The sequence below is a fragment of the Marinobacter sp. genome (genome assembly GCF_034669625.1).
Lineage (GTDB): Bacteria > Pseudomonadota > Gammaproteobacteria > Pseudomonadales > Oleiphilaceae > Marinobacter.
Genome location: NZ_JAXMOY010000001.1, coordinates 213,989 through 239,063 on the forward strand (window position 1 = coordinate 213,989; position 25,075 = coordinate 239,063).

The following is a 25,075-nucleotide window of genomic DNA, read 5'->3' on the forward strand; positions in this document are numbered from 1 at the left end:
CCAGCGCCGACATTCCATCATGACCAGGAGATTTCTCATGCGTGTACGCGCTAAAGACCCGGAACGCCACGCCAAGCGCATGGCTGCCAAACAACAAATCATGCAGGAGCGCATTGCCCGCGCGCAGAAAGAGCAAGGGGTGTTACTGGTACTGACCGGCCCGGGTAAGGGTAAGAGTAGCTCCGGCTTTGGCATGGTGGCCCGCGCCTTGGGGCATGGCATGAAAGTGGGTATTGTTCAGTTCATCAAAGGTGCCTTCAGCACCGGTGAAGAAGCCTTCTTTCGTAACCTGCCGAATGTCACCTACCATGTGATGGGCCAAGGCTACACTTGGGATACTCAGAACCGGGAGCAGGACGTCAAGAGCGCCAACGAGGCTTGGGACATCACGGCGGCCATGTTGAAAGACGACAGTTATGACTTGATTCTGCTGGACGAGCTGAACATCGCGCTCAAGTACGATTACATCGATCTTGACCGGGTACTAGATGACCTGCAAGCCCGTCCGGAGATGCAGCACGTCGTTGTAACCGGCCGCAGTGCGCCACAAGAGCTGATCGATCTGGCTGATACCGTGACCGAGATGGGCGTGGTCAAACACGCTTTTAAAGATCAGGGCATCAAGGCCCAGAAGGGTGTGGAACTGTAAATGCCCACCTTGATGGTTCAGGGCACAACGTCGGATGCAGGGAAGACGACCGTGGTGGCGGCTTTGTGCCGTTGGCTGGCTCGCCAAGGTGTGTCGGTGGCGCCGTTCAAACCCCAAAACATGGCGTTGAACAGTGCTGTGACGATCGACGGTGGTGAAATTGGCCGCTCCACCGCTCTGCAGGCCTTGGCGTGCGGCCTTGAGCCACACAGCGATATGAACCCGGTCTTGCTGAAGCCTCAAAGTGACTGCGGCGCCCAGGTGATATTGAGAGGCAAAGTTCACGGCAATATGGATGCCTTGGACTATCACGCCTACAAGGCTGAAGCCATGGCGTCAGTGATGGCCAGTTGGCGCGCGCTGAGCGAGCGCTACGATGTGATCATCGCCGAGGGGGCGGGTAGCCCAGCGGAGATCAACCTGCGGGCCAACGACATTGCTAATATGGGCTTTGCCGAAGCAGCAGATTGCCCGGTGCTGTTGGTTGGCGATATCGACAAAGGCGGTGTTTTCGCACAACTGGTCGGTACCTTGGAGTTGCTGTCTGAAACCGAGCGGGCAAGAACTGCGGGCTACATCATCAACCGCTTCCGGGGCGATATTGCGCTGTTGGAGCCGGGGCTCGACTGGCTTGAAACGCGCACAAGCAAACCGGTCTTCGGCGTGTTGCCGTTCCTTCACGGGTTGGTGGTGGATTCCGAAGACAGCGTCAGCACTGAAGGCGATAGCCAAGCCGGCGCGTTGAACGTGGTGGTGCCGGTACTGCCGCGCATCAGCAATCACAACGACTTTGATCCGTTGCGGCTGCACCCGGGTGTAAATCTTACCTTTGTTGGCCCCGATCAGCCCATACCTCCCTCCGATTTGATGATCCTGCCGGGCAGTAAAAGTACCCGTCACGATTTGCAGTGGCTGAAGCAGCAGGGCTGGCCGGGTGTCCTGCGAAAACACCTGCGCTATGGCGGCAAGGTGCTGGGGATTTGCGGTGGGTTCCAGATGCTGGGGCAGTGGGTAGACGATCCTGACGGCCTCGAGGGCGAAGTCGGTCGCACTGAGGGCTTGGGGCTGCTCGAAATGACCACGCGAATGGTGGCCGGGAAACAGCTGAAACAAGTGTCCGGCACCCTAACGCCCAGCATGGCTGATGCGGCTACAAGCGGGGCGATGCACGGTTATGAAATGCACAATGGCGTGACCGAAGGCCCTGCACTGGTTCGCCCGTTTGCGGAACTGGAAGGCCAGCCCGATGGTGCGGTCAGTTACGATGACCAGATAGCCGGCACCTATGTGCATGGCCTGTTTGACGCCCCTTCCGCATGCGATGCCATTCTGGCCTGGGCGGGGTTGCATCAGGAGGCAGCGCAGGCGGTGGATTACCAGAGCCACCGGTTACAGCAGTTGGATCGCCTGGCGGACCAAGTAGAAACGTGTTTGGATACCGATCGGCTAAGGAGACTGTTGCAGCTATGAGCAACCATAACGATCCGTTTACCGAAGCGCAGAGAGATGGGTTGTACCGCGCTATTTTTGAACGTCGTGACGTGCGCTCACAGTTTCTTCCCGATTCTATTCCGGATGAGGTTCTGGCCCGAATTCTGAGGGCGGCCCATCATGCGCCATCGGTTGGTTTTATGCAGCCGTGGGACTTTATCGTGATCGACAGTCTGTCGGTGCGGGAGCAGGTGTTGGCCAGTTTCGATGAAGAGAACGCCAAGGCCGCTGCCAACTATACCGGTGAGCGCCAGGAGACCTACCGCAGTTTAAAGCTTCAAGGCATTATCGAAAGCCCGATCAACCTGTGCATCACCTGCAACCGTTCCCGGGGTGGCCCCCATGTCCTGGGCCGAAATTCCATCGTTGAAATGGACCTGTTCAGCACCTGTCTGGCGGTGCAAAACCTCTGGCTATCGGCTCGGGCGGAAGGCATTGGTGTCGGTTGGGTCAGTATTTTGGATCAGGATCGGTTGTCGGATATTCTGCAATTGCCCGATCAGGTATACCCTTTGGCGTATCTGTGCCTGGGTTATGTCAGCGAGTTTCTGGATCAGCCAGAATTGCAGGCGAAAGGCTGGCGATCACGTCTGCCATTGGAAGAACTGGTGCACGGGAATGGCTGGGGTAAGTCTCTGGATCAGGCTGGTCTGGCAGAACAGTTGAAGGCGCGTTGAGACTTTTATTTCGAGGCATTTATGGAATTTTCCGTTTTCTATGAGCAGGCTCTTGCCCGAAAAGGTGGCGAGGAAACACTGAAGTCACTGCTGCCCGCGAAGCCGGAGAAAATGCAGTTGATGGAAGTAAGCGACGACCGCTACCTGTCTGAAATCACTCGCTGTATTTTTAAAGCCGGGTTTGTCTGGCGTGTAATCGAGAACAAATGGCCGGATTTTGAGGCGGCCTTCGAAGGCTTCGTGCCAGCTTACTGGCAACAGGTACCGGTGGAGGTGCTCGAGCAGCTGGCGGGGGACACGCGGGTTGTCCGAAACATGCAGAAAATCCGCACGGTGCCCGAAAACGCCCGGATGATTATGGATGTGGCGCAAGATCACGGCAGCTTTGGCCGTTTTCTGGCCGAATGGCCCCACGAAGATCAGGTGGGCTTGTTGATGTACTTGAAGCGCAACGGAGCCCGGCTGGGCGGGAATACCGCCCAGTATTTTCTGCGCCGGGTCGGTTGGGACGGCTTCATTATGTCCCACGATGTGGTGACCGCCTTGACCCGAGCTGACATTCTGGACGCGTCACCCACCAGCAAGAAGGGACTGACTCAGGCCCAAAACGCGTTCAATCAGTGGCACCAGGAAACGGGCCTGCCCATCAGCCACTTATCCCGGATTGTCTCGTTTACTGTGGATAACGATTAAGTCAAAAACATCTTACAAAAACATCAGCAGCACCAGTTCGCTGAACACCACGCTCGCCCCCAGAGCGTCGCCGGTATAGCCGCCTAGCTGGCCGCGCAGGTATGCGCCCCAGCACAGGGCCACCAGCAGCACCGCAGGTAGGGTGCCGATAATCAACAGCGGGTGCCAGAATGACAGCGCAGCGCTCAGAATCAGCACGAAGGCCGCCGCGATTGCTAGCCGAGCGTTAGAGAATCCGTCTGCTACGGGTTTGGATTTGCTTTTGTCCGGATCGGTGACATAAGGCAGTGTCGCCATGATCAGCAAGGGCGTTAGCCGGGAAACGGCCGGAGCAACCAGCAGCGCCAGCCAGATATGCTGAACTTCCATCAGCAGCGCAACCTTGAGCAGCAGGGCCATCACCAGCGCCACGGTGCCGTAGGTGCCGATCCGGCTGTCCTTCATGATCTCCAGTCGTTTCTCAATGGTATAGCCGCCGCCCAGTGCATCGATACTGTCGGCCAGACCGTCTTCATGAAAAGCTCCGGTAATAAACAGGTGCCCAATAGTGACCAGAATGATGGCAACCAATGGGCTGGCAACCAGCGAGAACAGCGAGAAGGCCACGGCGTAAATAATGCCCAGCAGCAGGCCGACCAGAGGAAAGTACAGGCTGCTCTGGTTCATCAAACGCTGGGAATAGTTGATCTTGGCCAGCATCGGAATACGGGTTAGAAAGCCAATCGCTAGCCAGAATGCCTGCCATTCGTTTTTCGGGGATGCTGTGGTCGCCATGAATACTCCGCTAAATCGTAAGCGGAGTATTGTATCTTCTGGCGGGGCTGAATAGGGGGCCTCACGGGATAACTTTGGACATTACGCTGGCAGGCATTCTGTTTTGGCGGGAAGCCAAACGGTTACACAGAGCCCGGATTGCTCGTCGGGCCTTCCCGTCAGTGTCATCTGGCCGCCGTGAAGCTCGACGATGCGCCGGGCGATAGCCAGGCCTAAGCCTGCCCCCTGACCCTGCCGCTGATCGAGGCGAGTGAAGCGGCTGAGTGCCCGCTCCCGATCTTCCGGTGGAATGCCAGGCCCTTGATCGCAGATGGAGACGTTAAAGCCCCCGTTTATTTCACGCATGGTCGTGCTGACCCGGGTGCCCGCAGGGCTGTACTGAATAGCATTGGCCAGCAGTGAGCGCATCATGGTCGCGATGAGTGCGCCGTGGCAGTTGATCATGGCAAGCACACACGGGTTGTCCAGCTCCGGTTCGATCTGTTTTTTCAGCGCCAAAGGGGCAACATCGGCAATGCTTTGCTCCACGAGCTCGGCTAGATTTTGGGGCTCGGAGCGGAAATCGACCCCGGCATCGACCTTACTTAACAGCAGTAGCTGTTCAACCAGATGGACCATTCGATCAACGGCGGCCGTCAGGTTTTCGAATTCGCCGGGATAACGTTCGGCCTGTTGCTCCAGATTCAGGCGTAAGGCGGCTAAGGGCGTTCGCAACTCATGGGCTGCATCAGCGGAAAAGCGACGCTCCCGTTCCAGAGCCTGATTCAGCCTTCTCAGAAGGCCATTTACGGCATGGACAAGGCCGGCGACTTCGCGAGGGGCCTGCCGGTCATCCAAGGGATGGATGTTCTCTGGCGCCATGTTGCGAACGGGTTTTTCCAATTTCCGCAAAGGCTGGAACCCCAGCTGGATAGAGCCCACCACGGCAAGTGCAAGCAGGGGCAAAGCGAGAAGAAAAGGTAGCAGATTGCCCGCCGCAATTTCCTGACTGAGTTCATCCCGGACGTCTTCTCGCTGAGCGGATCGAATCCAAAAACCGGTTTCCGGGTCGTTCAGGGTGAATGTGCGCCACTGATAGCCCGCCACCTCTAGCCAGTCGAATCCCGGTTTAAGTCCCTGATAATCGTTTGCATTAAGGGTGTCCAGCACGGGGTGACCATCTGGCGCCCATACCTCGAAAGCGAGCTTGCGTTCGTATTTGTGGCCCGCGCCATCGGCGAGAATTTCGTCGTCTTCTTCGGGACCCTGATACGCGCTTTCAGGCAGTTGTAGGGTCAGCGACAGAGTGCGGGACAGTTGCTCAAATGATTGGGTATCGGAAAGATGCTCTACCAGGCCCTGCACAATACGTGTGCTTTGCGCGAGTTCTGCATCAAACAGCTCTTCCATCTGGTGGTCACTGACGTAATAACCCCAGCCAGCTGCAATTAACGTGATGAAAAAAACCGTGCCGGTTACCAGTAACGTCAGCTTGCGTGTCAGGCTCATTCCAAAGAATCCTTACCTGCAGCGTCGCTGTCCAGAAGATACCCAACACCCCTGAGTGTTCGAATGGCGGTTTTCCCTATCCTCCGGCGAAGGTGGTGCACGTGGACTTCCAGTGAGTTGCTTTCCGCGCCTTGCTCCCAACCATACAATTGCTCTTCCAGTCGGCGGCGGGTGGCTACTTGGTCTGGATGGCGCATGAGATAGTGCAGTATCTGGAATTCACTGCGGGGCAGCATTGAGGTTTCATTTTCGATGCTCAGGTTTCCTGTTTCCGGGTTCAAGGTGAGGCGGCCAACACGAAGCCCGGCGGTTGAATTGTCTGCCCTCCCGCGCCGGGTCACGGCTCTGATGCGGGCTTTTAACTCCGCCATGGCAAAGGGTTTGGTGAGATAGTCATCAGCGCCGGAGTCCAGACCTTGCAGCTTCTCGTCCAGATCGGTTCTTGCGGTCAGAATAATGATGGGCGTCTGGTTACCGTTCTGGCGGGTGCGCCGGACAATATCGAGCCCATCAACCCTTGGTAGGGTCAGGTCCAGAATGGCCAGATCAAAGTGTTCATCCGCAAGGGCGTTCAGCGCTTTCTGACCGTCATCCAGCCAGTCAACGGTATTCTGATCCTCCCGCAGCATGTCGAGCATGGTGAGGGCGAGCGGGTGGTCATCTTCTACCAAGAGTATGCGCATCAAACGTCGTCCGTTTCTGAAAGTGCTCACGTTGAGTGTAATGGAACCTCTCCAAAGGAAAGTACTTTACTTGGCCATCCTTAAGCGAGCCTTAATACGATGCTCCGTAAAACCTTAAGACGCACTTAAGAATTCTGCAGAGTTGGCTTAAGGCTCCATTAAGCCTCGCTCTCTAATCTGGCAGTCATGTTCCAAGGCCTTGTGCCCGACTGCTGTTGGAGAACGCATATGACTGACCCGATGACAATGTCCATCTGTTGCCCGCCCGATTCCCCGGAGGTGTTGCCAGCAGTGCGCTGTGCTGGACGTTGGTTCAGCGAGATCGTGCCACAAACAACCATGGCGGAAACCGTTGCAGGGTTTATCCGCCGCCGGTTTTTGCAAGCTTATGGGGCGGAACCCAGTTTGCGTATCCCTTCACTGCTGGTGCTGACCACCGTTCAGGGCAGTTTGATGGCAGCCGTGGGGGTGCGTAACGCCAGTCACGACCCACTGTTTCTGGAGGATTACCTGTCAGTGCCGGTTGAGACAATGATGCCGGAAACGGGCATCGATCGAAGCCGAATTGCAGAAATTGCCCACTTGGCCGGAGTGGAAGCCGGTGTCAGTCGTTACTTGTTTGCTTCTCTATCCGTCTGGTTGGAGCGTGCAGGTTATGACTGGGTGGTATGCACCGGCACAGATCAGTTACGGAACAGCTTTCATCGGTTGGGAATTGCCACTTCAGTTCTGGCGAATGCCGACCCGTCGCGGTTACCGGATGGTGGCGCGGGTTGGGGCTGCTATTACGACCACCATCCCGTGGTGATGGCTATTCGGGTCGCTGATGGCATCGCCGCATTGCGTGAGGCCGGCCTGCTGACATTGATTCAGCACGTTGAGCGCGCGGACCATCTGACTGGCGGGAGGGCTTATGGTTACCCTGCTTGATTTGCTGCTCTCTCGGGTACAACGGCACCCTGACCGCATTGCTCTGAAAGGGCTGGATACTGAGCTCAGTTATCAGCAGATGTGGCAATCCATCGAGGAACTGGCTGAGCGGTTGCAACAACTGGGCGTCAAGCGAGCCGGATTGTGTGGCGACAACACCGTTGCCTGGATACTGGCAGATCTAGCCTGTCTTGTGGCGGGGGTGGTCTGTGTGCCGGTACCGGTATTTTTCTCGAAAAGCCAGACATCCCATCTGGTGGAAAGAGCCGGACTGGAATGCCTGCTATTCAGTGGCGAAACGGATGATGCCGAGTCTCTTGGTCAAGGGGTCTGGTTACAGCATTTACCGGTTTCCCTAGCGCCGACATGGATGCCTGAGCAAACCGAAAAAATCACGTTCACCTCTGGCAGTACGGGTACCCCGAAAGGCGTGTGTTTATCCGCCGGGCAGATGGCTGCGACAACCCAAGCTCTTCAGGAACGGATTGGAGGCGTGGCGCTGCAGCAACACCTCTGCATTTTGCCTCTGGCTACGCTGCTGGAAAACATTGCCGGTGTTTACCTGCCGCTGCTGATGGGCGCGACGGTGACGGTTGTGCCACTGAAAATGTTGGGAATGACCGGCAGTAGTGGGCTGGATTTGAGCTGCTTGGTGGCTGGAATTAACCGTTACCAGCCCCACTCCATCATTCTCGTACCAGAGCTGGCTATGGCGCTGGTGAGCGCGGCCGAACAAGGGATCTTGTACGGCGCACAATTTCGTTTTCTGGCGGTCGGCGGCGGCCGGGTGTCGCCAGACTTGCTGGCGCGAGGGCGTGCCGTCGGCCTGCCTTTGTATGAGGGCTATGGCCTGTCTGAGTGCGGTTCGGTCGTGGCGCTGAATGTACCGGATGCTGAATGCGAAGGCACTGTTGGCCGGCCGTTACCTCATGTGAACGTTCGAGTGGATGGCCAGCGCCGAATCCTGGTTCGTGGCAACACGCACCAGGGTTATCTTGGCGATGAGCCGGTGGCTGACGATTGGCTCGATACTGGCGACCTAGGAGCCATTGATGAAGACGGCTATCTCGTGGTTGATGGCCGAGCCAAAAACCTTCTGATCACCAGTTTCGGTCGCAATATCAGTCCGGAATGGCTGGAAAGTGAGTTGGTTCAGGCGCTTGGCGCCGCACAAGCGGTGGTATTTGGTGACGGCGAGCCACAACCCAGGGCTTTACTGACCATTCAGAATGAACGTCCCTCGGGGGATTTGCGCCCAGCCTTGATGGCCTTGAACACGCGCCTGCCGGATTACGCTCAGTTGCAGGCGGTGTACATCCGAAGCATCCCCCTGACTCAGGCGGAGAACCACATCACCGCCAATGGCCGCCCCGTCCGTCACCAGATTCAAGTGGATTTGCCTCTGCTGATAAAGAATTCCCACCCCTTATTTTTGAACCCCGTTGGGGCAACGCCTACCTACCGGGATACGAAACCTGATCATGAAACGAAAGGAATATCCGATATGAATTTTTTCGACAGACTGCAATCCGAAACCGCAGAAGCCCGCGCCCATGTCACTAATGCGCCCGTGGTAGAAGCCATCCGTGAAGGTCGCTTTAGCTTGGAAGGCTACACTTGGTTTTTGACTCAGGCCTACCATCACGTGAAACATACCGTTCCGCTGATGATGGCTTGTGGTGGACGTTTGCCAGAGCATTTGGAGTTCGTTCGCAAAGCCTTGGTTGAATATATAGAGGAAGAATACGGCCACCATGAATGGATCCTGAATGATCTGGAAGCCTGCGGTGAAAACAAAGAAGAAATCCGTCAAGGCAGCCCGGACACCTCCATCGAGCTGATGGTGGCCTATCTTTATGATCGCATCCAGCGTGGTAACCCGGCCGCATTTTTTGGCATGGTACAGGTGCTAGAGGGCACTTCGATTGAACTGGCCACACCGCTGGGCGAATCCATCCAAAAGCAACTGAGCCTGTCTGATACGGCGTTCAGCTACTTGTACTCCCACGGCGCGCTGGATCAAGAGCACTTCGAGTTTTTCCGTAACCTGATGAATGACATTCGTGAGCCGGAAGATCAGCAGGCCATTATCGAGGCTGCCCGGATGGTCTACCGGCTCTATGGCGACATGCTGCACGGCATTCCGCTGGCTACTGGTGATAAGGAGAGGTGTCATGAGGCTGCATGATCGGGTTTTCCTCCTGATAGGTGGAACTGGCGGCATAGGGCAGGCCTTGATAGAGCCGTTGGTGGAGGCCGGTGCCCGGGTCGTTGTGGCTACTCGGCACCCGGCGCGCCTGGAAAACCGTACCGGTGTCTCACCTGTGTATTTGGAATTGTCCAGTCCGGAGATAGATCAACAACTGCAGCAGTTGAGTGAAGCCTACCCCGCTATCGACGGGGTTATTCATTGCGCAGGCCAGAACCGGTTTTCGGCTCTCGAGGCCATGGCGGTCAGTGATCTGGAGGGCCAGCTTAATGTGAACCTCCGGTCGGCCATGCTGGTGGCCAGACATTTCGCTCCGCGTTTCCGAAAGGGGGGTACTGGTGCTTTGGTCTTTGTTGGTTCCACTTTCGGGAGCATCGGTTTTCCGGGTTATACCGCCTACTGTGCCAGCAAGTTTGGTTTGCGGGGGTTTACCGAAGCTCTAAGACGAGAGCTGGCGGATACCTTATTACAGGTTATCTATGTGGCTCCGAGAGCCACCGCAACAGCCATGAACCCGGATGGCGTGATAGAAATGAACCGGGCGCTGGGCAACGCGATGGATGCCCCAGAGAAGGTCGCTGCTGAAATCCTGAAAGCCATGATGAAGGATGAGCGCAGACGCTTTTTAGGCTGGCCGGAAAAGCTGTTTGTCGTGATTAACGGTGTCCTTCCGCGGATTGTGGATAAAGCCATGTTGAAGCAGTTACCGCTGATTCGACGTTTTCTAGACTCAGGAGCGGTGTCATGAGATGGATCGTAATGATAGTGGTTTGGCTTGTGGCAGTGCCTGCTTGGTCGGCAGACTTCCAGGCCGAACTCTCGGAAATTCAAAAGCGCTGGGCCGAGGTTCAGTACCAGGTGCCCGAAAACGATCAGGAAAAGGCCTTCGAGACGCTAGCGGCCGATGCTGAGGCGTTTGTTGAACGTTATCCGGAGAAGGCAGAGCCGCTGATCTGGCAAGGAATCGTATTGAGCACCTACGCCGGTGCCAAAGGCGGTCTGGGGGCTTTGGGTTTGGTCAAGCGGGCTCGAGCCTCGTTGGAAGCTGCTTTGGCCATAGACGCTAGAGCTTTGGAGGGTTCGACCTATACTTCGTTGGGGAGCCTGTATTATCAGGTGCCGGGTTGGCCGCTGGGGTTTGGTGATGACGAAAAAGCCGAGAAATTCTTGAAAAAAGCCTTGGCCATTAACCCGGATGGCATGGATGCGAACTACTTCTTCGGTGACTACCTGATTGAGCAAGGTGAGCCTGAACGAGCCAAGGTGTATCTACAGAAAGTGATCACTGCTCCCGGACGACCGGGCCGCGATGTGGCAGATGCAGGGCGCAAAGCCGAAGCTGAGGGTCTTCTGAACAAACTTTAACGGGAGTGCATGAGTCGATGGAGTGAGGCTGTCTCGCACATTAACCAACAAGTCTTCACCTGATATATCTATTTGGTATATCCTTATAGTTAAATTCAGGGTTAGGTCAGAGGTATGTGCCATGAGTCAGCCCATCGTCCAACACTTTTTCGATGAACCCACCAACACGTTCAGTTATGTGGTACGAGATCCGGACAGCCAGGCTTGTGCCATCCTTGATTCGGTTCTGGACTTCGATTACGCCGCAGGCCGCACCGATGTTCGTTCCGCCGATGCCATTATTCAGTACGTCCGCGACAACGATTTAAAAGTTGAGTGGATTCTGGAAACCCACGTGCACGCTGATCATTTATCCGCTGCCCCGTATCTGCACGAGCAGCTGGGTGGTAAAACCGGTATCGGCGCTCGCATTACCGATGTTCAGGAAATCTTTGGTAAGGCTTTTAACGCAGGCACCGAATTCGCCCGAGATGGCAGTCAGTTTGACCGGCTGTTCAAAGAAGGCGATACCGTCACCATTGGTGGTCTGCAAGGTCGCGTGCTCCACACTCCCGGTCATACCCCGGCCTGCCTGACCTACGTCATCGGTGATGCCGCCTTCGTAGGCGATACCTTGTTCATGCCGGATTACGGAACGGCCCGCTGTGATTTCCCGGGCGGTGATGCCCGTACCCTGTTCCGCTCGATCCAGAAAGTGTTGGCCCTACCGGAACAGACGAGAATTTTCCTGTGCCACGACTATAAAGCGCCGGGCCGGGAGGAATTCCATTGTATGACCACGGTGGCTGAACAGCGCGAAGCCAACGTGCATGTGCACGAAGGGGTTTCCGAGGATGAGTTCGTGAAAATGCGCACCGAGCGTGACGGTACGTTGGGGATGCCCCGGCTGATACTGCCCTCGGTTCAGGTCAACATGCGGGCCGGCGATATGCCTGCGGCCGAGGATAACGGTCAGATTTATCTGAAAGTTCCTTTGAACCTGTTCTGAGCCGGGTATGAACCTGAAACGTTATTTGCCAATCCTGCAGTGGGCTCCGGGCTACAGTCGTGGCGATGCTTCCAACGATTTGATCGCGGCGGCGATTGTGACCGTCATGTTGATCCCCCAGTCGCTGGCTTATGCGCTGCTGGCGGGCTTGCCCGCACAGGTGGGCTTGTATGCCAGCATGTTGCCGTTAGTGGCTTATGCCGTGTTCGGCACCAGCCGAACCCTCTCGGTTGGGCCGGTGGCGGTGGTGTCTTTGATGACGGCGGCCGCCTTGGCACCGTTAGCGGACCTGGGTTCCACCGAATACATCGCGGGTGCGGTGCTGATTGCGGTGATGTCTGGCCTGATGCTGACCGTGATGGGTATCCTGAAACTGGGTTTTCTGGCGAACTTCCTGAGTCACCCTGTGATCTCCGGGTTTATTTCTGCCTCTGGTCTGGTCATTGCCGCCAGCCAGCTGAAACACCTGCTCGGTGTGCAGGCGTCCGGCCATAACTTGCTGGATATTGGCGGCTCTCTGTTGGGCGCATTCGGTGACATTAATACGCCGACGTTGTGGGTGGGTGCGGGAACACTGCTCTTCCTGCTGTGGGCCCGGCATGGGCTAAATCCGCTGCTCGTAACGTTGGGCCTAGCGCTCCGCCCCGCCGATATATTGACTAAAACCGCGCCTATCCTTGCGGTGCTGACCACAACGTTGCTGGCCTGGCTATTCAGGTTGGACCAGCAAGGTGTGCGCTTGGTTGGCGAGATTCCTTCGGGGTTGCCTTCGTTTACGCTGCCGAGCTTGGATCCCTCACTTTGGTCACAGCTGGCGGTCAGCGCTTTGTTGATCAGTGTTGTTGGTTTTGTGGAGTCGGTTTCAGTGGGCCAGACGCTGGCCGCCAAGCGGCGCCAACGGATCGATCCGGATCAGGAGATGATTGGTTTGGGTACGGCCAACCTCAGTGCCGGTTTTTCCGGGGGCATGCCGGTCACGGGTGGGTTCTCGCGTTCGGTAGTCAATTTCGATGCGGGTGCTGAAACGCCGGCAGCCGGAGCCTACGCAGCAGTGGGTATCGGGCTGGCTACGCTGTTTCTGACCCCGGCGATTGCCTGGCTGCCTCAGGCAACCTTGGCCGCAACCATCATTGTGGCCGTGGTCACCTTGATCGATCTGCCTGCCCTGCTCCGCACCTTTCGATACTCGCGCACGGATTTTGGCGCCATGCTGGCGACCATTGTGCTGACCTTGGTGCACAGTGTCGAAGCCGGTATCATCGCCGGTGTGGGCTTGTCGATCGGCTTGTTCCTGTATCGCACCAGCCGTCCGCATTGCGCCGTGCTTGGCCGGGTGCCGGGGACCGAGCATTTTCGGAACATTCTGCGCCACGATGTGGAAGTGTGTCCGAAAGTGACCTTTCTGCGGGTGGACGAAAGTTTGTATTTCGCCAACGCCCGTTTTCTGGAAGAAACGGTGATTGAGCTGGTCGCTCGCGAGCTGGAGCTGAAAGATTTGGTGTTGGTGTGTCCGGCGGTCAATTTGATCGATGCGTCGGCGCTGGAGAGTCTTGAGGCGATGAATGAGCGTCTTTCGGATGCTGGAGTCCGGTTGCATCTCTCGGAAGTGAAAGGGCCGGTGATGGATCGCTTGAAAGGCACGGAGTTGTTGCAGCGAATGGGTGGTCAGGTTTTCTTGAGCACTTATGAAGCATGGACAACGTTGGCCGGGCGCCGTGGCTCGACGGTGACTGCCTGAAGCTGATTCAACGCCAACGGGAATGCTTTTGCAGTTTTCGCTGTAGGGTCCGGCGATGCATATTGAGCGCGCGCGCCGTGGCGGAGATATTGCCGTCGTGTTCGTTTAACACACGCTGAATGTGTTCCCACGCCATTTCTTCCACCGAGGGTGGTTCGGGCCGCAAGTCCGGGGCGGCTTCCAGTGGGTCAAAACCGCGTATCAGTTGTTGGACCGTTACCGGCTTGCACAGGTAGTTGACCGCGCCACGCCGCATGGCCTCGACCGCAGTGGCGATGCTGCCATAGCCCGTCAGCACCAGCACATCGAGTGTGGGCTTGCGCGCGAGCAGCTCCGGCAATAACTGCAGGCCGCTCTCGCCGGCCAGATTCAGATCCAGCACGCAGCGCTGGATATCAGGGGCACTGACGGCAGTCAAAGCAGAAGCGTGATCATGGGCCGCCGTTGCTTCAATGCCCTGACGGGCAAGCGATCGGATCAGTACCTGAACAAACGTCTGGTCGTCATCCACCAACAGCCATTGTTCTTTTGGATCCATATCAACGGGCCTCGGCGTTTTTGAGGTTGGCGGCAGCAGGCAGAGCTATCATCATGGTAGTGCCTGATTCGCCGGTTTTGGCCTTCAGGTTGCCTCCCAGTCTTTGAATGGTGGCGTTGGACAGGAAAAGCCCCACTCCCAAGCCGTTACGGGAATCGACTATCTCTTCGCCCGGCGCACCTAGGAGTGAAGCTTCTAAACCGGCTCCGTGATCTTCAACGATAATCTCAACCTGACCGTCATCCGATAATCGGCTGCTGACGGCGACCCAATTGGGGCTTGCGGTGAGTGCGTTGGCAAGCAAGTTAAGCACCGCTTGATCCAGTGTCGCATCGACTGTAACGCTGGCATGGGCGTGGCTTTCGGGCCAGTGCAGCGGGCCGGAAGGCCACAGTAAGGTAGCGGATTCTCTAAGCCGTGCCAGCCAGTGCCGGACCGTCACGGTTTCCAGTTGAGCAGTTTTCGCTTCGACCGCTGTTTTGGTGAGTTGTCGCAGATGGCCACTGCAGAGCTGCACTTGCTGCTCCAGCATGTCCAGGTCCTCGCTGAATTCCGGTGAGGCCGGGCTTTGGTTGTGGGCCCGGATTTCATCAAGCAGCAGAGTCATTGTATTTAACGGCGTACTTAAGCGGTGCGCGACGGCGGCAGCGGACAACCCCAAGGCTATGACTTGTTCATCCCTGAGCCGGTTTTCACGGAAAGTGGATAGCTGGTTCTGCTGATGCCTTAGCCTGCGGGCCAGTGTGCCAACCACCAGCAGCAAAATTCCCGCCGTCAGAGCAAAAGTTACCCACATGCCGACCAGATGCAGTTGGGCCAGATCGCCTCCGTGTTGGTGGTGCGCGACGGGGGCGTGCCACAGCACCAAGGCGGCATAGATGGCAATGCCTGCGAGTGTGAGCGCGATGTTTTGGCGTGCTGGTACCAGAATGATGGCCACCGCAATGGGCAGTAACAACACCGAAACCAGGGGGTTGGTATAGCCGCCCGTGAAGTATAGCCACCAGCCGATCAGCGCCAGATCGATGGCCAGTGTCAGGCTAACGGTCGTCGAAGATTGCGGAGGTCGGCGGTTGAACCAGAGCCAGCCCAGTGTGGCAAGCACCCCGTACAACAGGCAAAGGAGGAGTGCTTCGGCTTGGTGGGCCAGTTGAACCATGGTTCCGGCAACGGCGATAGCCACCAGTTGCGTGGAAATGATGGCCAGCCGCATGCTCAACAGATAGCGAGCAGCCTGACGAAAGCCGGTTTGAGAGTGTGTGAACCATTCCATGGCGGCATTCTAGCAGCAAGAAGCAACAATACGCCTGAACAGGGTGCGACCTATTGTCCCGGGTTAATCCGCGAAATAACACACCAACTGCTGACTGAGCACATCCCCTGTCAGTTGCAGATTGCCGGAATCGAGGCAGTGCACTTGCACGGCGGCTGCAACCGGGTTGTCTGGCGCCATGGAATTGCCGGGTTCGCCGAATTGCAAGCGCTCTGGGTGGTATTGGCAGTGAGGCATGTCCGGGAATAAAGCCCCGTAGGCAATGCCGCTTTCAACCAGATCCTGGAAAAAGTGGGAGCCATAGGAAAGGTCCGGCACCATGTCGCCGGCGTTCTCTGACACTTCAATCAGTGCGGCTACCCCGGCGATGTCCGAAAATCGAACCGGTACGCCAAGTTCCGGACTGCTGGTGCCCCAGCGGCCGGGGCCAATCAGCATGGTGGGTTCGGAGGACGAGCGCATGATCTTTCCGATCAGCCGCGCCACCTCATAGCGTTCACTGGTGTTCAGGCCCGCATACGTCGTGGCATCGACACGGATGACTCGAGTAATAGCAAGGTTGATGTTGCCGCCCATAAAGTGGTCCCGGGTTTGGAACAGCAGCCGAGATTGAGGCAACGGGTCAGGAATCTGAACGGGCCCGGTTTCACCGATGGTGGCCAGCGGGCGGCATTGCACCAGATTGAAGGAGGTTTCGCCCTGATCATTCAGGTGCAGGGTGAACTCCACGTCCACGGGGTGACAGTACCCTGCTTCCAGCGTGGCCAGCAGGTTCGACAGTTGGCGGATAAACTGGCTGCCTTTGACCAGCGGTCGGAACGTTAGCCGCCACACTGGGCCGTCGAGTCCGATTTGCGCTGCTCTGTCAGTAGCCGCACGATCCAGTTCGGCCAAGTGCTTCATGGGTAAGGTTTGTGTGCTGGCGAGAAGCTGCCGTAACGGACGGGTTTCGAGGTTGCCGGTTTCCAGGTCCAGCACATCAACCAGATGTTGCGAGTACCGAAAGCTTTCATCCTGATCCCGGAAGGGTTGCCGCGTAGGGTGATCGAGTGCCATCACGCAGGCGTGGTCGCCTTCGATACGGTCAACTGCCCGGGTGCCCAGCCCCATCACCAACCGCACCATGCCGGCCTTCGGGTCCATATTGATGTCCCAGGCAAAGGTGTTGCGCGACACCCCGACGCCGGCGGCATCGGGTAGATAGAACCGGTTGTGAAAACGGCCGTTCACGCGCTGGATCAACAGTGCCATCGGTTCTTCGCGCTGGTCCAGCCCGCGCCGTTTCCGGTATACCAGCGCATCCTCGCTCATGGACGAGGCATAGACCTCCCGGATGGCGTTTTCCAGAGCCGCCAGACGTTGCTCCGGTGAGCCCTGATTGACCAGGAAAACGCTGTCGTATTTGCCCGCAAAGGCGTTGCCGAAACCATCTTCTTGCAGGCTGGAGGAACGCACCAGAATCGGATATTGCCCGTAGTGGTCGAGCAGCCGTTCCAGTTCGGTCCGGATTTCATCCGGAAACTGGCCGCTCAGAATGCCTTTCTGCAAGGCCGGGGCTTCGCTCAGGTAACCGCTGGCGGAGCGCTGACGCATAATGGTTGGCCACAGGCCGTTGTGGACCAGAAACGCGTAGTAGGCATCGGTGCCCAGATAACTGGAATCATGGGGCTCCAGTTGCTCTTGCCATTGCTGCGGGTCGTCTTTGAGCAGGATGTTACGGGCAATCAGCATGCCGGTGGCCTTGCCGCCAATATAGCCGCTGCCAATCAGCCGACTGCGGATGCTCAGCAGGTCTTCCAGCGACAGGTAACGCCGGGCCAGGTCCAGTATTTGCGGGTCTCTGCTCACCAGAACTTGAAGGACCTTTTCCTGCAAGGCGGCGATGGCATCAGGATTCTGTTCGGCCAACGCTCGGCTTGCGTCCTGAAACAGACGGTCCCAGTAGTCCAGCAGAGGCTGGTTATGCAGACTTTCCTGCTCGAGGGAGGCCTGCAGCCGGGTTGCATCACTGCTGTAAGTGATCGGTTGAAACTGCCCGTTGTGCTCGCGATGCGGCAGGAACATGGTGGGGGATTGCCGCCGCCAGGCTTTGATCGGCTGGACCTGCACGTTGTCACCGTGGCGGTGTACGTCGAGCATCACTTGGGTGGTTTGGCGGATACGGTCCAGTGTCATCCGGGAGTGACGGTCCGGATGAAGAGCAAACCAGGCGACGGTATCCAGCTCGAACAGGAACGGACAAATAACCCGGAAAAAATTGCCCACCATGGCATCGGTGGCCCAGGCGTTGAGGAGTTCGCTCAGGCTGTCACAGATATAGAAAGCACCTCGACCATGTTGTTCGATCAGGCGCCAGACCCGGCCGGTGAAGCTTTCGAAGCCGCCCAAGGCGTCTATTTCGATGGTCCTTACGGCGGGGTGGTTTTCGATGATCGGGGGATGATCGCCAAAACGTAGGTAGAGAATCTGTCGGCCTGAATTCGCGGCAGCCTCTACAAAGGGGAGGACGAAACGGCGATAGTCATCGAGGTCGGATACCCGCCAGACAACATTGTCGCCGATTCTGAGGTGATCCAGAACCTCATCGAGCCCGTCCAGACCGGTGGATACCCGGTCCGGGGACTGACGAGGATCGTTCTCGTTCATGACAGGATCAGATAACGCCCATGGCGTCCATGGCTTTGGCTACCCGCAGGAAGCCGTTGATGTTGGCGCCCATGACGTAGTTGCCTTCGGCTCCGAACTCGGCAGACGTTTCGTAGCAGTTCTTGTGAATATCGATCATGATTTCCTCAAGACGCTTCTGGGTGTAGTCGAAGGTCCAGGAGTCGCGGCTGGCGTTCTGCTGCATTTCTAGCGCAGACGTGGCGACACCACCGGCGTTGGCGGCTTTGCCCGGGCCATAGGCGATTTTCGCGTCCTGGAAGATCAGAATGCCTTCGGGCGTCGTTGGCATGTTCGCGCCCTCAGCCACTGCGATACAACCGTTTTCAACCAGAATCTTGGCGTCTGTGCCGTTCAGCTCATTTTGAGTGGCACACGGCAGCGCGACGTCACAAGGCACGGACCATAGGTTACCGTTTTCAACGTATTTGGCGTCTTTGTGGATTTCAGTGTAGGCGCTGATACGGCGACGCTCAATTTCTTTGATCTGCTTGAGCGCTTTCAGATCGATGCCCTTCTCATCCACGATAATGCCCTGTGAGTCGGAGCAGGCAATGACTTTAGCGCCCAGCTCATGACACTTTTCGATGGCGTAGGTGGCCACGTTGCCGGAGCCGGAAACCACAACAGTCTTGCCCTCGAGTGAGTCGCCGCGAGCTTTTAGCATTTCATGGGTAAAGAATACCGTGCCGTAGCCAGTTGCTTCCGTACGGGCGCGACTGCCGCCCCAATCCAGGCCTTTACCAGTAAATACGCCGGATTCGTAGCGGTTGGTAATGCGCTTGTACTGGCCAAACAGATAACCGATTTCGCGACCGCCTACACCGATGTCGCCTGCTGGCACGTCGGTGTACTCGCCCAGATGACGATACAGTTCGGTCATCAGGCTCTGGCAGAAACGCATGATTTCGTTGTCGGAGCGACCTTTCGGATCGAAGTCACTGCCGCCTTTCCCGCCGCCGATGGGCAGGCCGGTCAGAGCATTCTTGAAGATCTGTTCGAAGCCCAGGAACTTGATGATGCCCAGATAAACAGACGGGTGGAAACGCAGGCCGCCTTTATAGGGGCCCAATGCGCTGTTGAACTCTACGCGGAACGCTCGGTTGATGTGAATCTCACCTTGGTCGTCCTGCCAGGGTACTCGGAAAATGATCTGACGCTCAGGTTCGCAGATGCGCTGGATGATTTTCTTGTCTGCGAACTCTGGGTACTTCACCAGAACGGGACCGAGGGTTTCCAAAACCTCGTGGACCGCTTGATGGAACTCCTTCTCGCCCGGGTTGCGGTGAAGGACGTCCTGGTAGATCGGTACCAGCTTTTCGTCGAGTTTTGCTGTCATAGGAATAGCCCTCGGGATACGCGTATTGAAACCCGAAAAAATCCGGGTGCCCAAAAAAAGGGCAGTGATTGCACCATAATCGAGCGCCACTTGGCAAGTCGGTCGCTCAATTATTGGCAGCATGCTTATCGGTAGGGACCAAAAATAAGAGGTGAGATTGCGCCCGACTTTCGGAGAGACCGGGTCATTTATGTTCTTCCTTGTCTCCATGTTTTTATTGAAAAGTGCCCGGAATGAATCGGCGTTGGCGGAGCAATCCCGCTAGAATGAATTCAAAGCACCTGTACCTACAAAGACGCTGGGTTTGCCCCGTTGGGCCAATCAACACAGAAGGCTGACTATGCTTAAACGCTTGATCCCCCTGGCTATTATTGCTGTCGGCGTTGTGGGTTTTATGATTCTTAAAGCGACAAGGCCCGAGCCGGCGGAAGTTGCCGCGACCGAGCGCAGTTGGCGGGTGGAGATTCAACGGGTAGAGCCGGCTAGCCGGGCGCCTGTGCTGTCGCTTTATGGAGAAGTGGTGGCGCCGGATCAGCAAACCATCACCGCTACTTTGGCGGGGCGCGTAGCGCAGCGGCCTGTCTCAGAGGGGATGGTTGTCCAGCAGGGTGACCTCCTGCTGGCGTTGGATGAGGCCGACACACGCCCTGCTCTGGCACAAGCCCGAGCACAGGTGGCCGACCTTGAGGCTCAGACCCGTTCGGAACAGGTTCGCTACAGTAACGATCAGGTGTCGCTTAAGAGTGAGAGGGCCATTCTTGCCAACGCTCGTCGCCAGTTCGAGAGAATTGAATCACTGGTGGAACGTAATCTGGCCTCACGGGAAAACCTGGAGGTGGCAACCGATGCTCTGGTTCGCGCCGAGTTGACGATCAGTGCCCGTACGCGCGCGATTCAGGAACACCCTGCGCGCCTGCAAAGTACCGAGGCCAGATTGGCTCAAGCTATGGCAACTCTCGCTTCTACGGAACGCGATATCGAGCGGGCCACGGTCTTGGCGCCGTTCGATGGGGTGGTCACAGGGATTCAGGTGGCGGTGGGAGATCAGGTTTCTCGCAATGAACCACTGTTTTCGGTCTATCCGAATCACGGCATGGAAGTGCGGGCGCGGGTCCCGCAGGCGTTTCAGGCGGAATTGATGGCGGCCGTTGAAAAAGGTGATGTTCTGACTGCTGAATCTGCACAAGGACATGAGTTTGTGCTGGAACGCTTTGCTGGTTTATCTGACCCAGCCGGCACAGAAGTTGTACTGGCACTTCAGGGTGAACCCGGTGTTCTGCGCCCCGGAGCGTTGCTGGCGCTTAGCCTGAATCGCCCAGCCCGAGCGCAAGCGGTGGCGGTTCCGTTTACGGCTTTGTACGGCGCCGACAGCGTGTATCTGATGACCGGTCAGGGCCGTATGAAGCGGGTCGAAGTAGAGCGAATTGGCGAAGCCCAAAGCGATAACGGCGAACGCTGGTTGCTTATAGCCGGGGAGCAGCTTACCCCCGGGGCTCCGGTGATCATCACGCATCTTCCCAACGCGGTGACCGGTCTCAAGGTTGAATTGGCCGTTGCCGCGGGAGACCCCTCCCTGTGAAACGTAAAAAGGGGGTGATTGGTTTTTTTGTTCATCACCGCGTCGCCGGCAACTTGGTGATGTTGGTGATGCTTCTGGGCGGTGTGTTGGCGCTGACCCGAATGAACATCCAGTTTTTTCCGACCTTCGCTTTGGATATGGTTAACGTGAGTGTGGTCTGGAGTGGAGCCTCCGCTGAGGACGTAGAGCAGGGTGTCACCGATCCACTGGAGCAGCGTCTGCGCAGTGTCGATGGCTTGAAGAAAATGACCTCCACTTCAGCCCAGAGCGTGTCGTCTATCACTTTGGAGTTCCACGAAGGCACCGATCCGATTCAGGCGGTGGATGACGTGCGCCAACAGGTCGACGAGTTCAATAATCTCCCCGCGGATGCAGAAGAGCCCCGGGTCACCCGGATAGAGCGATATGAACCGGTCGCTCGGTTGCTGGTATACGGCGATGTGGACCGAAGCGAACTGCGCGACATGGTCTATCGGTTTGAAGATGAACTGCTGGACCGGGGGATCGACCGGATCAGTATTCGAGGATTGCCGGAGCATCAGATAAGCATTGATGTGCCGGTGGAGCGCCTGGAAACCCTGGGCCTGACACTGGAGCAGATTGCGGACCGGGTAGCTTCGCTGTCTCGGGACCTCCCCGCCGGCATGATGGCCCAGCAGGACGCCACACGGGAGCTGCGCTCGGTGGAGCAGCGCAGAAGCCCCCAGGATTTTGAAACCGTGCCGCTGCTGAGTGCGGATCGTATTCGGCTGCAACTGGGTGACATCGCCATTATCCGGCAGGAGAGCCGTGATAATCAGACCGTGATGGAAAACGCCGGTCAGCCCGCCGTTGAGCTGCAATTGCAGAGAGCAGAAAACGGGGATTCGCTGGCTGCCGCCGAGGTTCTCGAAGGCTGGCTGGAAGAGACCCGCCCGGGCCTGCCGCCCACGATCAAACTCGATGTTTACGACGAAACCTGGCAGTTGCTGGAAGACCGTATTTCGTTGCTGGTGAACAACGGTCTGGGTGGTTTGGTGGTGGTGATTACCTTGCTGTATTTGTTTCTGCCCGGCCGAGTGGCCGCGTGGGTCGCGGTGGGTATTCCTACCGCGTTCATGGCGGCATTAGCGGTGCTGTGGTTGTTGGGCGGATCCATCAACATGATCTCACTGTTTGCACTGATCATGGCCTTGGGTGTCATCGTGGATGACGCCATTGTGGTCGGGGAAGACGCCGACGCCCACGCCCGACTGGGGGAAGAGTCCATCTATGCTGCTGAAGGGGCCGCCAAACGCATGGTTTGGCCGGTATTGGCCTCTTCCCTGACCACCGTCGCCGCGTTTATGCCGTTGCTGGTGGTGGGCGGTATTATCGGCAACATTCTCGGGGACATTCCGCTGGTGATGATCTGCGTTCTAGTGGCATCTCTGCTGGAATGTTTCATTGTCCTGCCGTCACACCTGCGCCGTGCGTTTATTGCCAAGACGAAAGGCAGTGACGACGAAGCCCCTCGGGGGAATCCGGTTGCCCGATTTCGGGATCGGTTTGAACAGGGATTCGACCGTTTTCGGCACGGTTCGTTTCGCCGATTTTCCCGGTACAGCCTGGAGCATCGAGGTGTGACGGTTGCCACGGCGGTGGCGCTGGCCTTGGTGACCGTGGGGCTGTTGGCCGGAGGCCGGTTGGGCTTCAATTTCTTCCCCACGCCCGAGCCTTCGGTGTTTTATGCCAACGCGAGTTTTGTCGCCGGCACCGACAAACAGACCGTTCAGGATTTCATTCATGATATGCAGCAATCCCTCGCGGAAACCGAAGAGGTCCTGGGTGGCGATCTGATTTTGACTGCCGTCACCACCTACGGTGCAACTCTGGGCGCTGAAGGCAGTTCCCGTAACGACGACGAACTGGGCGCGATGCTGGTTGAGTTGGTGCCTTCCGATCGCCGCTCGGTGCGTAACCCCGATTTTATCCGGGAGTGGCGTAGTCGCTTGAACCTGCCCGCAGGCCTGGATGCTCTGAACATAAACGAACGTCAGGCCGGCCCCCCGGGGCGCGACGTGAACGTGCGATTGATAGGGAGTAATGCGACCGGCCTGAAAAGTGCTGCCGATGAAGTGGCTCAAGCACTGAGTACCCTGCCCGGTGTGCTGGATGTAGAAGATGACATGCCCTGGGGGCGGGAGCAGTTAATTTATCAGGTGAGCGCTTATGGTGAAGCCCTTGGCTTGACCACGGTTGACTTGGGTCGGCAGCTGCGGGCGGCGTTTGATGGCCGCGTTGCGCAGATTTATCAACAGGGTCGTGACGAAATCGAAGTCAGGGTGCAGTTGCCGCGAGATCAACGCGAACAATACTCCACCTTGGCACGGATGACCGTGCGCGTGCCGGATGGCCGGTTTGTACCTTTGGCGCAGGTGATGAATCTGGATCACCGGCAGGGCTTCCAGGCATTGCGTCATGCGGATGGCAAGTTGGCGGTGGAAGTGACGTCGGCTCTGAATACACGGATAGTGACGACCGATCAGGTGCTAGAAAGTTTGGAAACGGACGTATTGTCCGATATTGCCAGTCGGTATGGGGTGCGCTATAGCTTCGAAGGCCGGTCGGCCGATCAGCGTGAGACTATGAATGATATGAAGGCGGGTCTGATCATCGGTGTCGGGCTGATGTACGTGGTGTTGGCGTGGGTTTTTGCATCCTGGATGCTCCCCGTGATCGTAATGGCGATTATTCCATTCGCTCTGGTGGGTGCGTTACTGGGGCATTGGCTGATGGGCTTACAGCTCACGATTTTATCGTTGTTCGGTCTGTTTGGTTTGTCCGGTATTGTGGTGAATAACGCGATTATTCTGGTCGCCTTCTATAATCAGCAGCGCCAGAAAGGCCTGGCCATTACCGATGCGCTGAACGAAGCCGTTGTCCAGCGAGTTCGTGCGGTATTACTGACCTCGCTCACCACCATTGGCGGGCTGATGCCGTTATTGTTTGAAACGTCACTGCAGGCCCAGTTTTTGATTCCGATGGCGACCTCCATCGCCTTTGGCTTGGGGTTGTCTACGGTACTGGTGCTGTTAGTTATTCCGGCCCTGTTATCGTGGGTGGAGCATTTTCGGGCGTGGCGGAGCGAACATCAATAATGGTTTCGGTTTGCCGGGCACTGTGGTCAAGTAGCTCTCGCAGGCGCAGCCGCTCTTCCTCTTGAGGTTCGTGCATATCGACGATGATCTCGACGCGGCGGTTCTTGGCCCGGCTGTCCGAGGAATTGTTGTCAACGCGAGGTTCGGTATCCGCAAGACCTTTTACCGCCAGCCGGACCGGTTCAACGCTGCCGGTTGCCAGCAACGCATTGGCAACGGCTGCGGCGCGAGCCGCTGATAGATCCCAGTTGCTGTAAAAACGTGAGTTGCGAATCGGGATGTCGTCCGTATGGCCTTCGACGGTGAGATCACCCGGAATATCCGCTAGCACCTCGGCCATCTCCAGCAGCAGTGTCTCAAAGTCCCAGGTCAACTCCGCTGAGCCAGAAGGGAAGGACCCTTTTTCTTCAACCCGAATAACGATCCGGTGTTGATCAAGGTCGGCTTCGACCGTAATGCGTCCGTCCTCAAGGGCTTCTGCCAGAACTTCCCGAATACGTGCAGCATTGGCTTCGAGCGCTTCTTTTGCCGCCTGTTCGCGGGCTTCTTCTGTAGGGCTCTTTAGCGTCTCCAGCTCAGGTTTTTGATCGGTGGTGGTTTGGCGGATTTCGTTCACCACCGTTGGCTCGGGCGGAGCCGGAGAGAAGGTATCGAAGATCGGGCTCGTACCTTGAGGTATTTCCAGAGCGGGCACTTCGCGCTGCACCCCGAAGGCTTTTGAAAGCTCGCCAGCAATCTGCTTGAACTTCATCGCATCGATCTCAGAGAACGACAACAGAAGTACAAAGAAGCACATCAACAGGGACATCAGATCGGCGAATGTGACCACCCATGCCGGGATGCCCGGTTTTTCCTCTTCTGGGAGCTCATCCATAGTG

20 protein-coding genes are annotated in these 25,075 nt (G+C 57.1%); 12 read left to right on the top strand and 8 right to left on the bottom strand.

Annotated elements, in window-relative coordinates:
• The first annotated feature begins 37 nt into the window (after positions 1-37).
• The 4 genes from cobO to VOI14_RS00945 are packed head-to-tail and all read left to right on the top strand — an operon-like array spanning position 38 to position 3,510.
• Positions 38-649, top strand: coding sequence for a cob(I)yrinic acid a,c-diamide adenosyltransferase (cobO, locus tag VOI14_RS00930; RefSeq protein WP_323750138.1), 612 nt, complete (start codon positions 38-40; stop codon positions 647-649).
• Positions 650-2,119: a cobyric acid synthase gene (locus VOI14_RS00935; protein ID WP_323750139.1), complete on the top strand. Its 1,470-nt coding sequence runs from the start codon at positions 650-652 to the stop codon at positions 2,117-2,119.
• Positions 2,116-2,817, top strand: a complete 702-nt coding sequence (gene bluB, locus VOI14_RS00940) for a 5,6-dimethylbenzimidazole synthase (protein ID WP_323750140.1) — start codon at positions 2,116-2,118, stop codon at positions 2,815-2,817. The genes VOI14_RS00935 and bluB overlap by 4 nt, the downstream gene beginning before the upstream one ends.
• A 21-nt stretch (positions 2,818-2,838) precedes the next feature.
• On the top strand, positions 2,839-3,510 hold the full coding sequence (locus VOI14_RS00945; RefSeq protein ID WP_323750141.1) for a DNA-3-methyladenine glycosylase I: 672 nt from the start codon (positions 2,839-2,841) through the stop codon (positions 3,508-3,510).
• A gap of 12 nt (positions 3,511-3,522) precedes the next feature.
• On the opposite strand, the gene cobS is transcribed toward VOI14_RS00945, so the two are convergent.
• The 3 genes from cobS to VOI14_RS00960 form a co-directional block, all read right to left on the bottom strand.
• The gene (gene cobS, locus VOI14_RS00950) at positions 3,523-4,284 is read right to left on the bottom strand and encodes an adenosylcobinamide-GDP ribazoletransferase (protein ID WP_323750142.1); all 762 of its coding nucleotides are present in this window, start codon (positions 4,282-4,284) and stop codon (positions 3,523-3,525) included.
• Positions 4,285-4,365: 81 nt separating this feature from the next.
• Positions 4,366-5,772 carry an ATP-binding protein gene (locus VOI14_RS00955; protein WP_323750143.1) on the bottom strand — a complete coding sequence of 469 codons (1,407 nt, stop codon included), beginning with the start codon at positions 5,770-5,772 and terminating at the stop codon, positions 4,366-4,368.
• Complete coding sequence (locus tag VOI14_RS00960) at positions 5,769-6,455, bottom strand: response regulator transcription factor (protein WP_323750144.1); 687 nt, start codon at positions 6,453-6,455, stop codon at positions 5,769-5,771. Before VOI14_RS00960 ends, VOI14_RS00955 begins: the two co-directional genes overlap by 4 nt.
• 228 nt (positions 6,456-6,683) lie before the next feature.
• On the opposite strand from VOI14_RS00960, the gene VOI14_RS00965 reads away from it, so the two are divergent.
• From VOI14_RS00965 to VOI14_RS00990, 6 genes are all read left to right on the top strand, one after another.
• Positions 6,684-7,385: a thermostable hemolysin gene (locus VOI14_RS00965; protein WP_323750145.1), complete on the top strand. Its 702-nt coding sequence runs from the start codon at positions 6,684-6,686 to the stop codon at positions 7,383-7,385.
• Positions 7,369-9,573: an AMP-binding protein gene (locus tag VOI14_RS00970; protein WP_323750146.1), complete on the top strand. Its 2,205-nt coding sequence runs from the start codon at positions 7,369-7,371 to the stop codon at positions 9,571-9,573. Before VOI14_RS00965 ends, VOI14_RS00970 begins: the two co-directional genes overlap by 17 nt.
• Entirely contained in the window at positions 9,560-10,342 is a 783-nt protein-coding gene (locus VOI14_RS00975) for an SDR family oxidoreductase (RefSeq protein ID WP_323750147.1), read from the top strand. The genes VOI14_RS00970 and VOI14_RS00975 overlap by 14 nt, the downstream gene beginning before the upstream one ends.
• Positions 10,339-10,959, top strand: a complete 621-nt coding sequence (locus tag VOI14_RS00980; RefSeq protein ID WP_323750148.1) for a hypothetical protein — start codon at positions 10,339-10,341, stop codon at positions 10,957-10,959. The genes VOI14_RS00975 and VOI14_RS00980 overlap by 4 nt, the downstream gene beginning before the upstream one ends.
• A gap of 121 nt (positions 10,960-11,080) precedes the next feature.
• Complete coding sequence (locus VOI14_RS00985) at positions 11,081-11,947, top strand: MBL fold metallo-hydrolase (protein ID WP_323750149.1); 867 nt, start codon at positions 11,081-11,083, stop codon at positions 11,945-11,947.
• Between the two features lie 7 nt (positions 11,948-11,954).
• The gene (locus tag VOI14_RS00990; protein WP_323750150.1) at positions 11,955-13,685 is read left to right on the top strand and encodes a SulP family inorganic anion transporter; all 1,731 of its coding nucleotides are present in this window, start codon (positions 11,955-11,957) and stop codon (positions 13,683-13,685) included.
• 7 nt (positions 13,686-13,692) lie between these two features.
• Here the strand turns inward: VOI14_RS00990 and VOI14_RS00995 are convergent, their stop codons facing one another.
• The 4 genes from VOI14_RS00995 to gdhA form a co-directional block, all read right to left on the bottom strand.
• Positions 13,693-14,223 carry a response regulator transcription factor gene (locus VOI14_RS00995; RefSeq protein ID WP_323750151.1) on the bottom strand — a complete coding sequence of 177 codons (531 nt, stop codon included), beginning with the start codon at positions 14,221-14,223 and terminating at the stop codon, positions 13,693-13,695.
• A 1-nt stretch (position 14,224) separates the two neighbouring features.
• Positions 14,225-15,496: a HAMP domain-containing sensor histidine kinase gene (locus VOI14_RS01000; protein ID WP_323750152.1), complete on the bottom strand. Its 1,272-nt coding sequence runs from the start codon at positions 15,494-15,496 to the stop codon at positions 14,225-14,227.
• A 63-nt stretch (positions 15,497-15,559) separates the two neighbouring features.
• Positions 15,560-18,142 (bottom strand): PEP/pyruvate-binding domain-containing protein, encoded by a 2,583-nt coding sequence (locus VOI14_RS01005; protein WP_323750153.1) that lies wholly within the window; start codon positions 18,140-18,142, stop codon positions 15,560-15,562.
• A 7-nt stretch (positions 18,143-18,149) separates the two neighbouring features.
• Positions 18,150-19,499: an NADP-specific glutamate dehydrogenase gene (gdhA, locus tag VOI14_RS01010; RefSeq protein WP_323750154.1), complete on the bottom strand. Its 1,350-nt coding sequence runs from the start codon at positions 19,497-19,499 to the stop codon at positions 18,150-18,152.
• 340 nt (positions 19,500-19,839) lie between these two features.
• On the opposite strand from gdhA, the gene VOI14_RS01015 reads away from it, so the two are divergent.
• Together VOI14_RS01015 and VOI14_RS01020 are read left to right on the top strand one after the other, a co-directional pair.
• Complete coding sequence (locus VOI14_RS01015) at positions 19,840-21,078, top strand: efflux RND transporter periplasmic adaptor subunit (RefSeq protein ID WP_323750155.1); 1,239 nt, start codon at positions 19,840-19,842, stop codon at positions 21,076-21,078.
• Complete coding sequence (locus tag VOI14_RS01020) at positions 21,075-24,197, top strand: efflux RND transporter permease subunit (protein ID WP_323750156.1); 3,123 nt, start codon at positions 21,075-21,077, stop codon at positions 24,195-24,197. Before VOI14_RS01015 ends, VOI14_RS01020 begins: the two co-directional genes overlap by 4 nt.
• On the opposite strand, the gene VOI14_RS01025 is transcribed toward VOI14_RS01020, so the two are convergent.
• Complete coding sequence (locus tag VOI14_RS01025; RefSeq protein WP_323750157.1) at positions 24,136-25,071, bottom strand: MotB family protein; 936 nt, start codon at positions 25,069-25,071, stop codon at positions 24,136-24,138. The genes VOI14_RS01020 and VOI14_RS01025 overlap by 62 nt on opposite strands.
• Positions 25,072-25,075 lie beyond the last annotated feature (4 nt).

Bases quoted from the DNA above. Each gene is read 5' to 3' on its own strand.
- VOI14_RS00975 (WP_323750147.1), top strand. From the start codon at position 9,560: ATGAGGCTGCATGATCGGGTTTTCCTCCTGATAGGTGGAACTGGCGGC.
- VOI14_RS00985 (WP_323750149.1), top strand. From the start codon at position 11,081: ATGAGTCAGCCCATCGTCCAACACTTTTTCGATGAACCCACCAACACG.
- VOI14_RS00980 (WP_323750148.1), top strand. From the start codon at position 10,339: ATGAGATGGATCGTAATGATAGTGGTTTGGCTTGTGGCAGTGCCTGCT.
- VOI14_RS01015 (WP_323750155.1), top strand. From the start codon at position 19,840: ATGCTTAAACGCTTGATCCCCCTGGCTATTATTGCTGTCGGCGTTGTG.
- VOI14_RS00945 (WP_323750141.1), top strand. From the start codon at position 2,839: ATGGAATTTTCCGTTTTCTATGAGCAGGCTCTTGCCCGAAAAGGTGGC.
- VOI14_RS00995 (WP_323750151.1), bottom strand. From the start codon at position 14,223: ATGGATCCAAAAGAACAATGGCTGTTGGTGGATGACGACCAGACGTTT.
- VOI14_RS00955 (WP_323750143.1), bottom strand. From the start codon at position 5,772: ATGAGCCTGACACGCAAGCTGACGTTACTGGTAACCGGCACGGTTTTT.
- VOI14_RS01005 (WP_323750153.1), bottom strand. From the start codon at position 18,142: ATGAACGAGAACGATCCTCGTCAGTCCCCGGACCGGGTATCCACCGGT.
- VOI14_RS00970 (WP_323750146.1), top strand. From the start codon at position 7,369: ATGGTTACCCTGCTTGATTTGCTGCTCTCTCGGGTACAACGGCACCCT.
- VOI14_RS00965 (WP_323750145.1), top strand. From the start codon at position 6,684: ATGACTGACCCGATGACAATGTCCATCTGTTGCCCGCCCGATTCCCCG.
- cobS (WP_323750142.1), bottom strand. From the start codon at position 4,284: ATGGCGACCACAGCATCCCCGAAAAACGAATGGCAGGCATTCTGGCTA.
- gdhA (WP_323750154.1), bottom strand. From the start codon at position 19,499: ATGACAGCAAAACTCGACGAAAAGCTGGTACCGATCTACCAGGACGTC.
- VOI14_RS00935 (WP_323750139.1), top strand. From the start codon at position 650: ATGCCCACCTTGATGGTTCAGGGCACAACGTCGGATGCAGGGAAGACG.
- VOI14_RS00960 (WP_323750144.1), bottom strand. From the start codon at position 6,455: ATGCGCATACTCTTGGTAGAAGATGACCACCCGCTCGCCCTCACCATG.
- bluB (WP_323750140.1), top strand. From the start codon at position 2,116: ATGAGCAACCATAACGATCCGTTTACCGAAGCGCAGAGAGATGGGTTG.
- VOI14_RS01025 (WP_323750157.1), bottom strand. From the start codon at position 25,071: ATGGATGAGCTCCCAGAAGAGGAAAAACCGGGCATCCCGGCATGGGTG.
- VOI14_RS01000 (WP_323750152.1), bottom strand. From the start codon at position 15,496: ATGGAATGGTTCACACACTCTCAAACCGGCTTTCGTCAGGCTGCTCGC.
- cobO (WP_323750138.1), top strand. From the start codon at position 38: ATGCGTGTACGCGCTAAAGACCCGGAACGCCACGCCAAGCGCATGGCT.
- VOI14_RS00990 (WP_323750150.1), top strand. From the start codon at position 11,955: ATGAACCTGAAACGTTATTTGCCAATCCTGCAGTGGGCTCCGGGCTAC.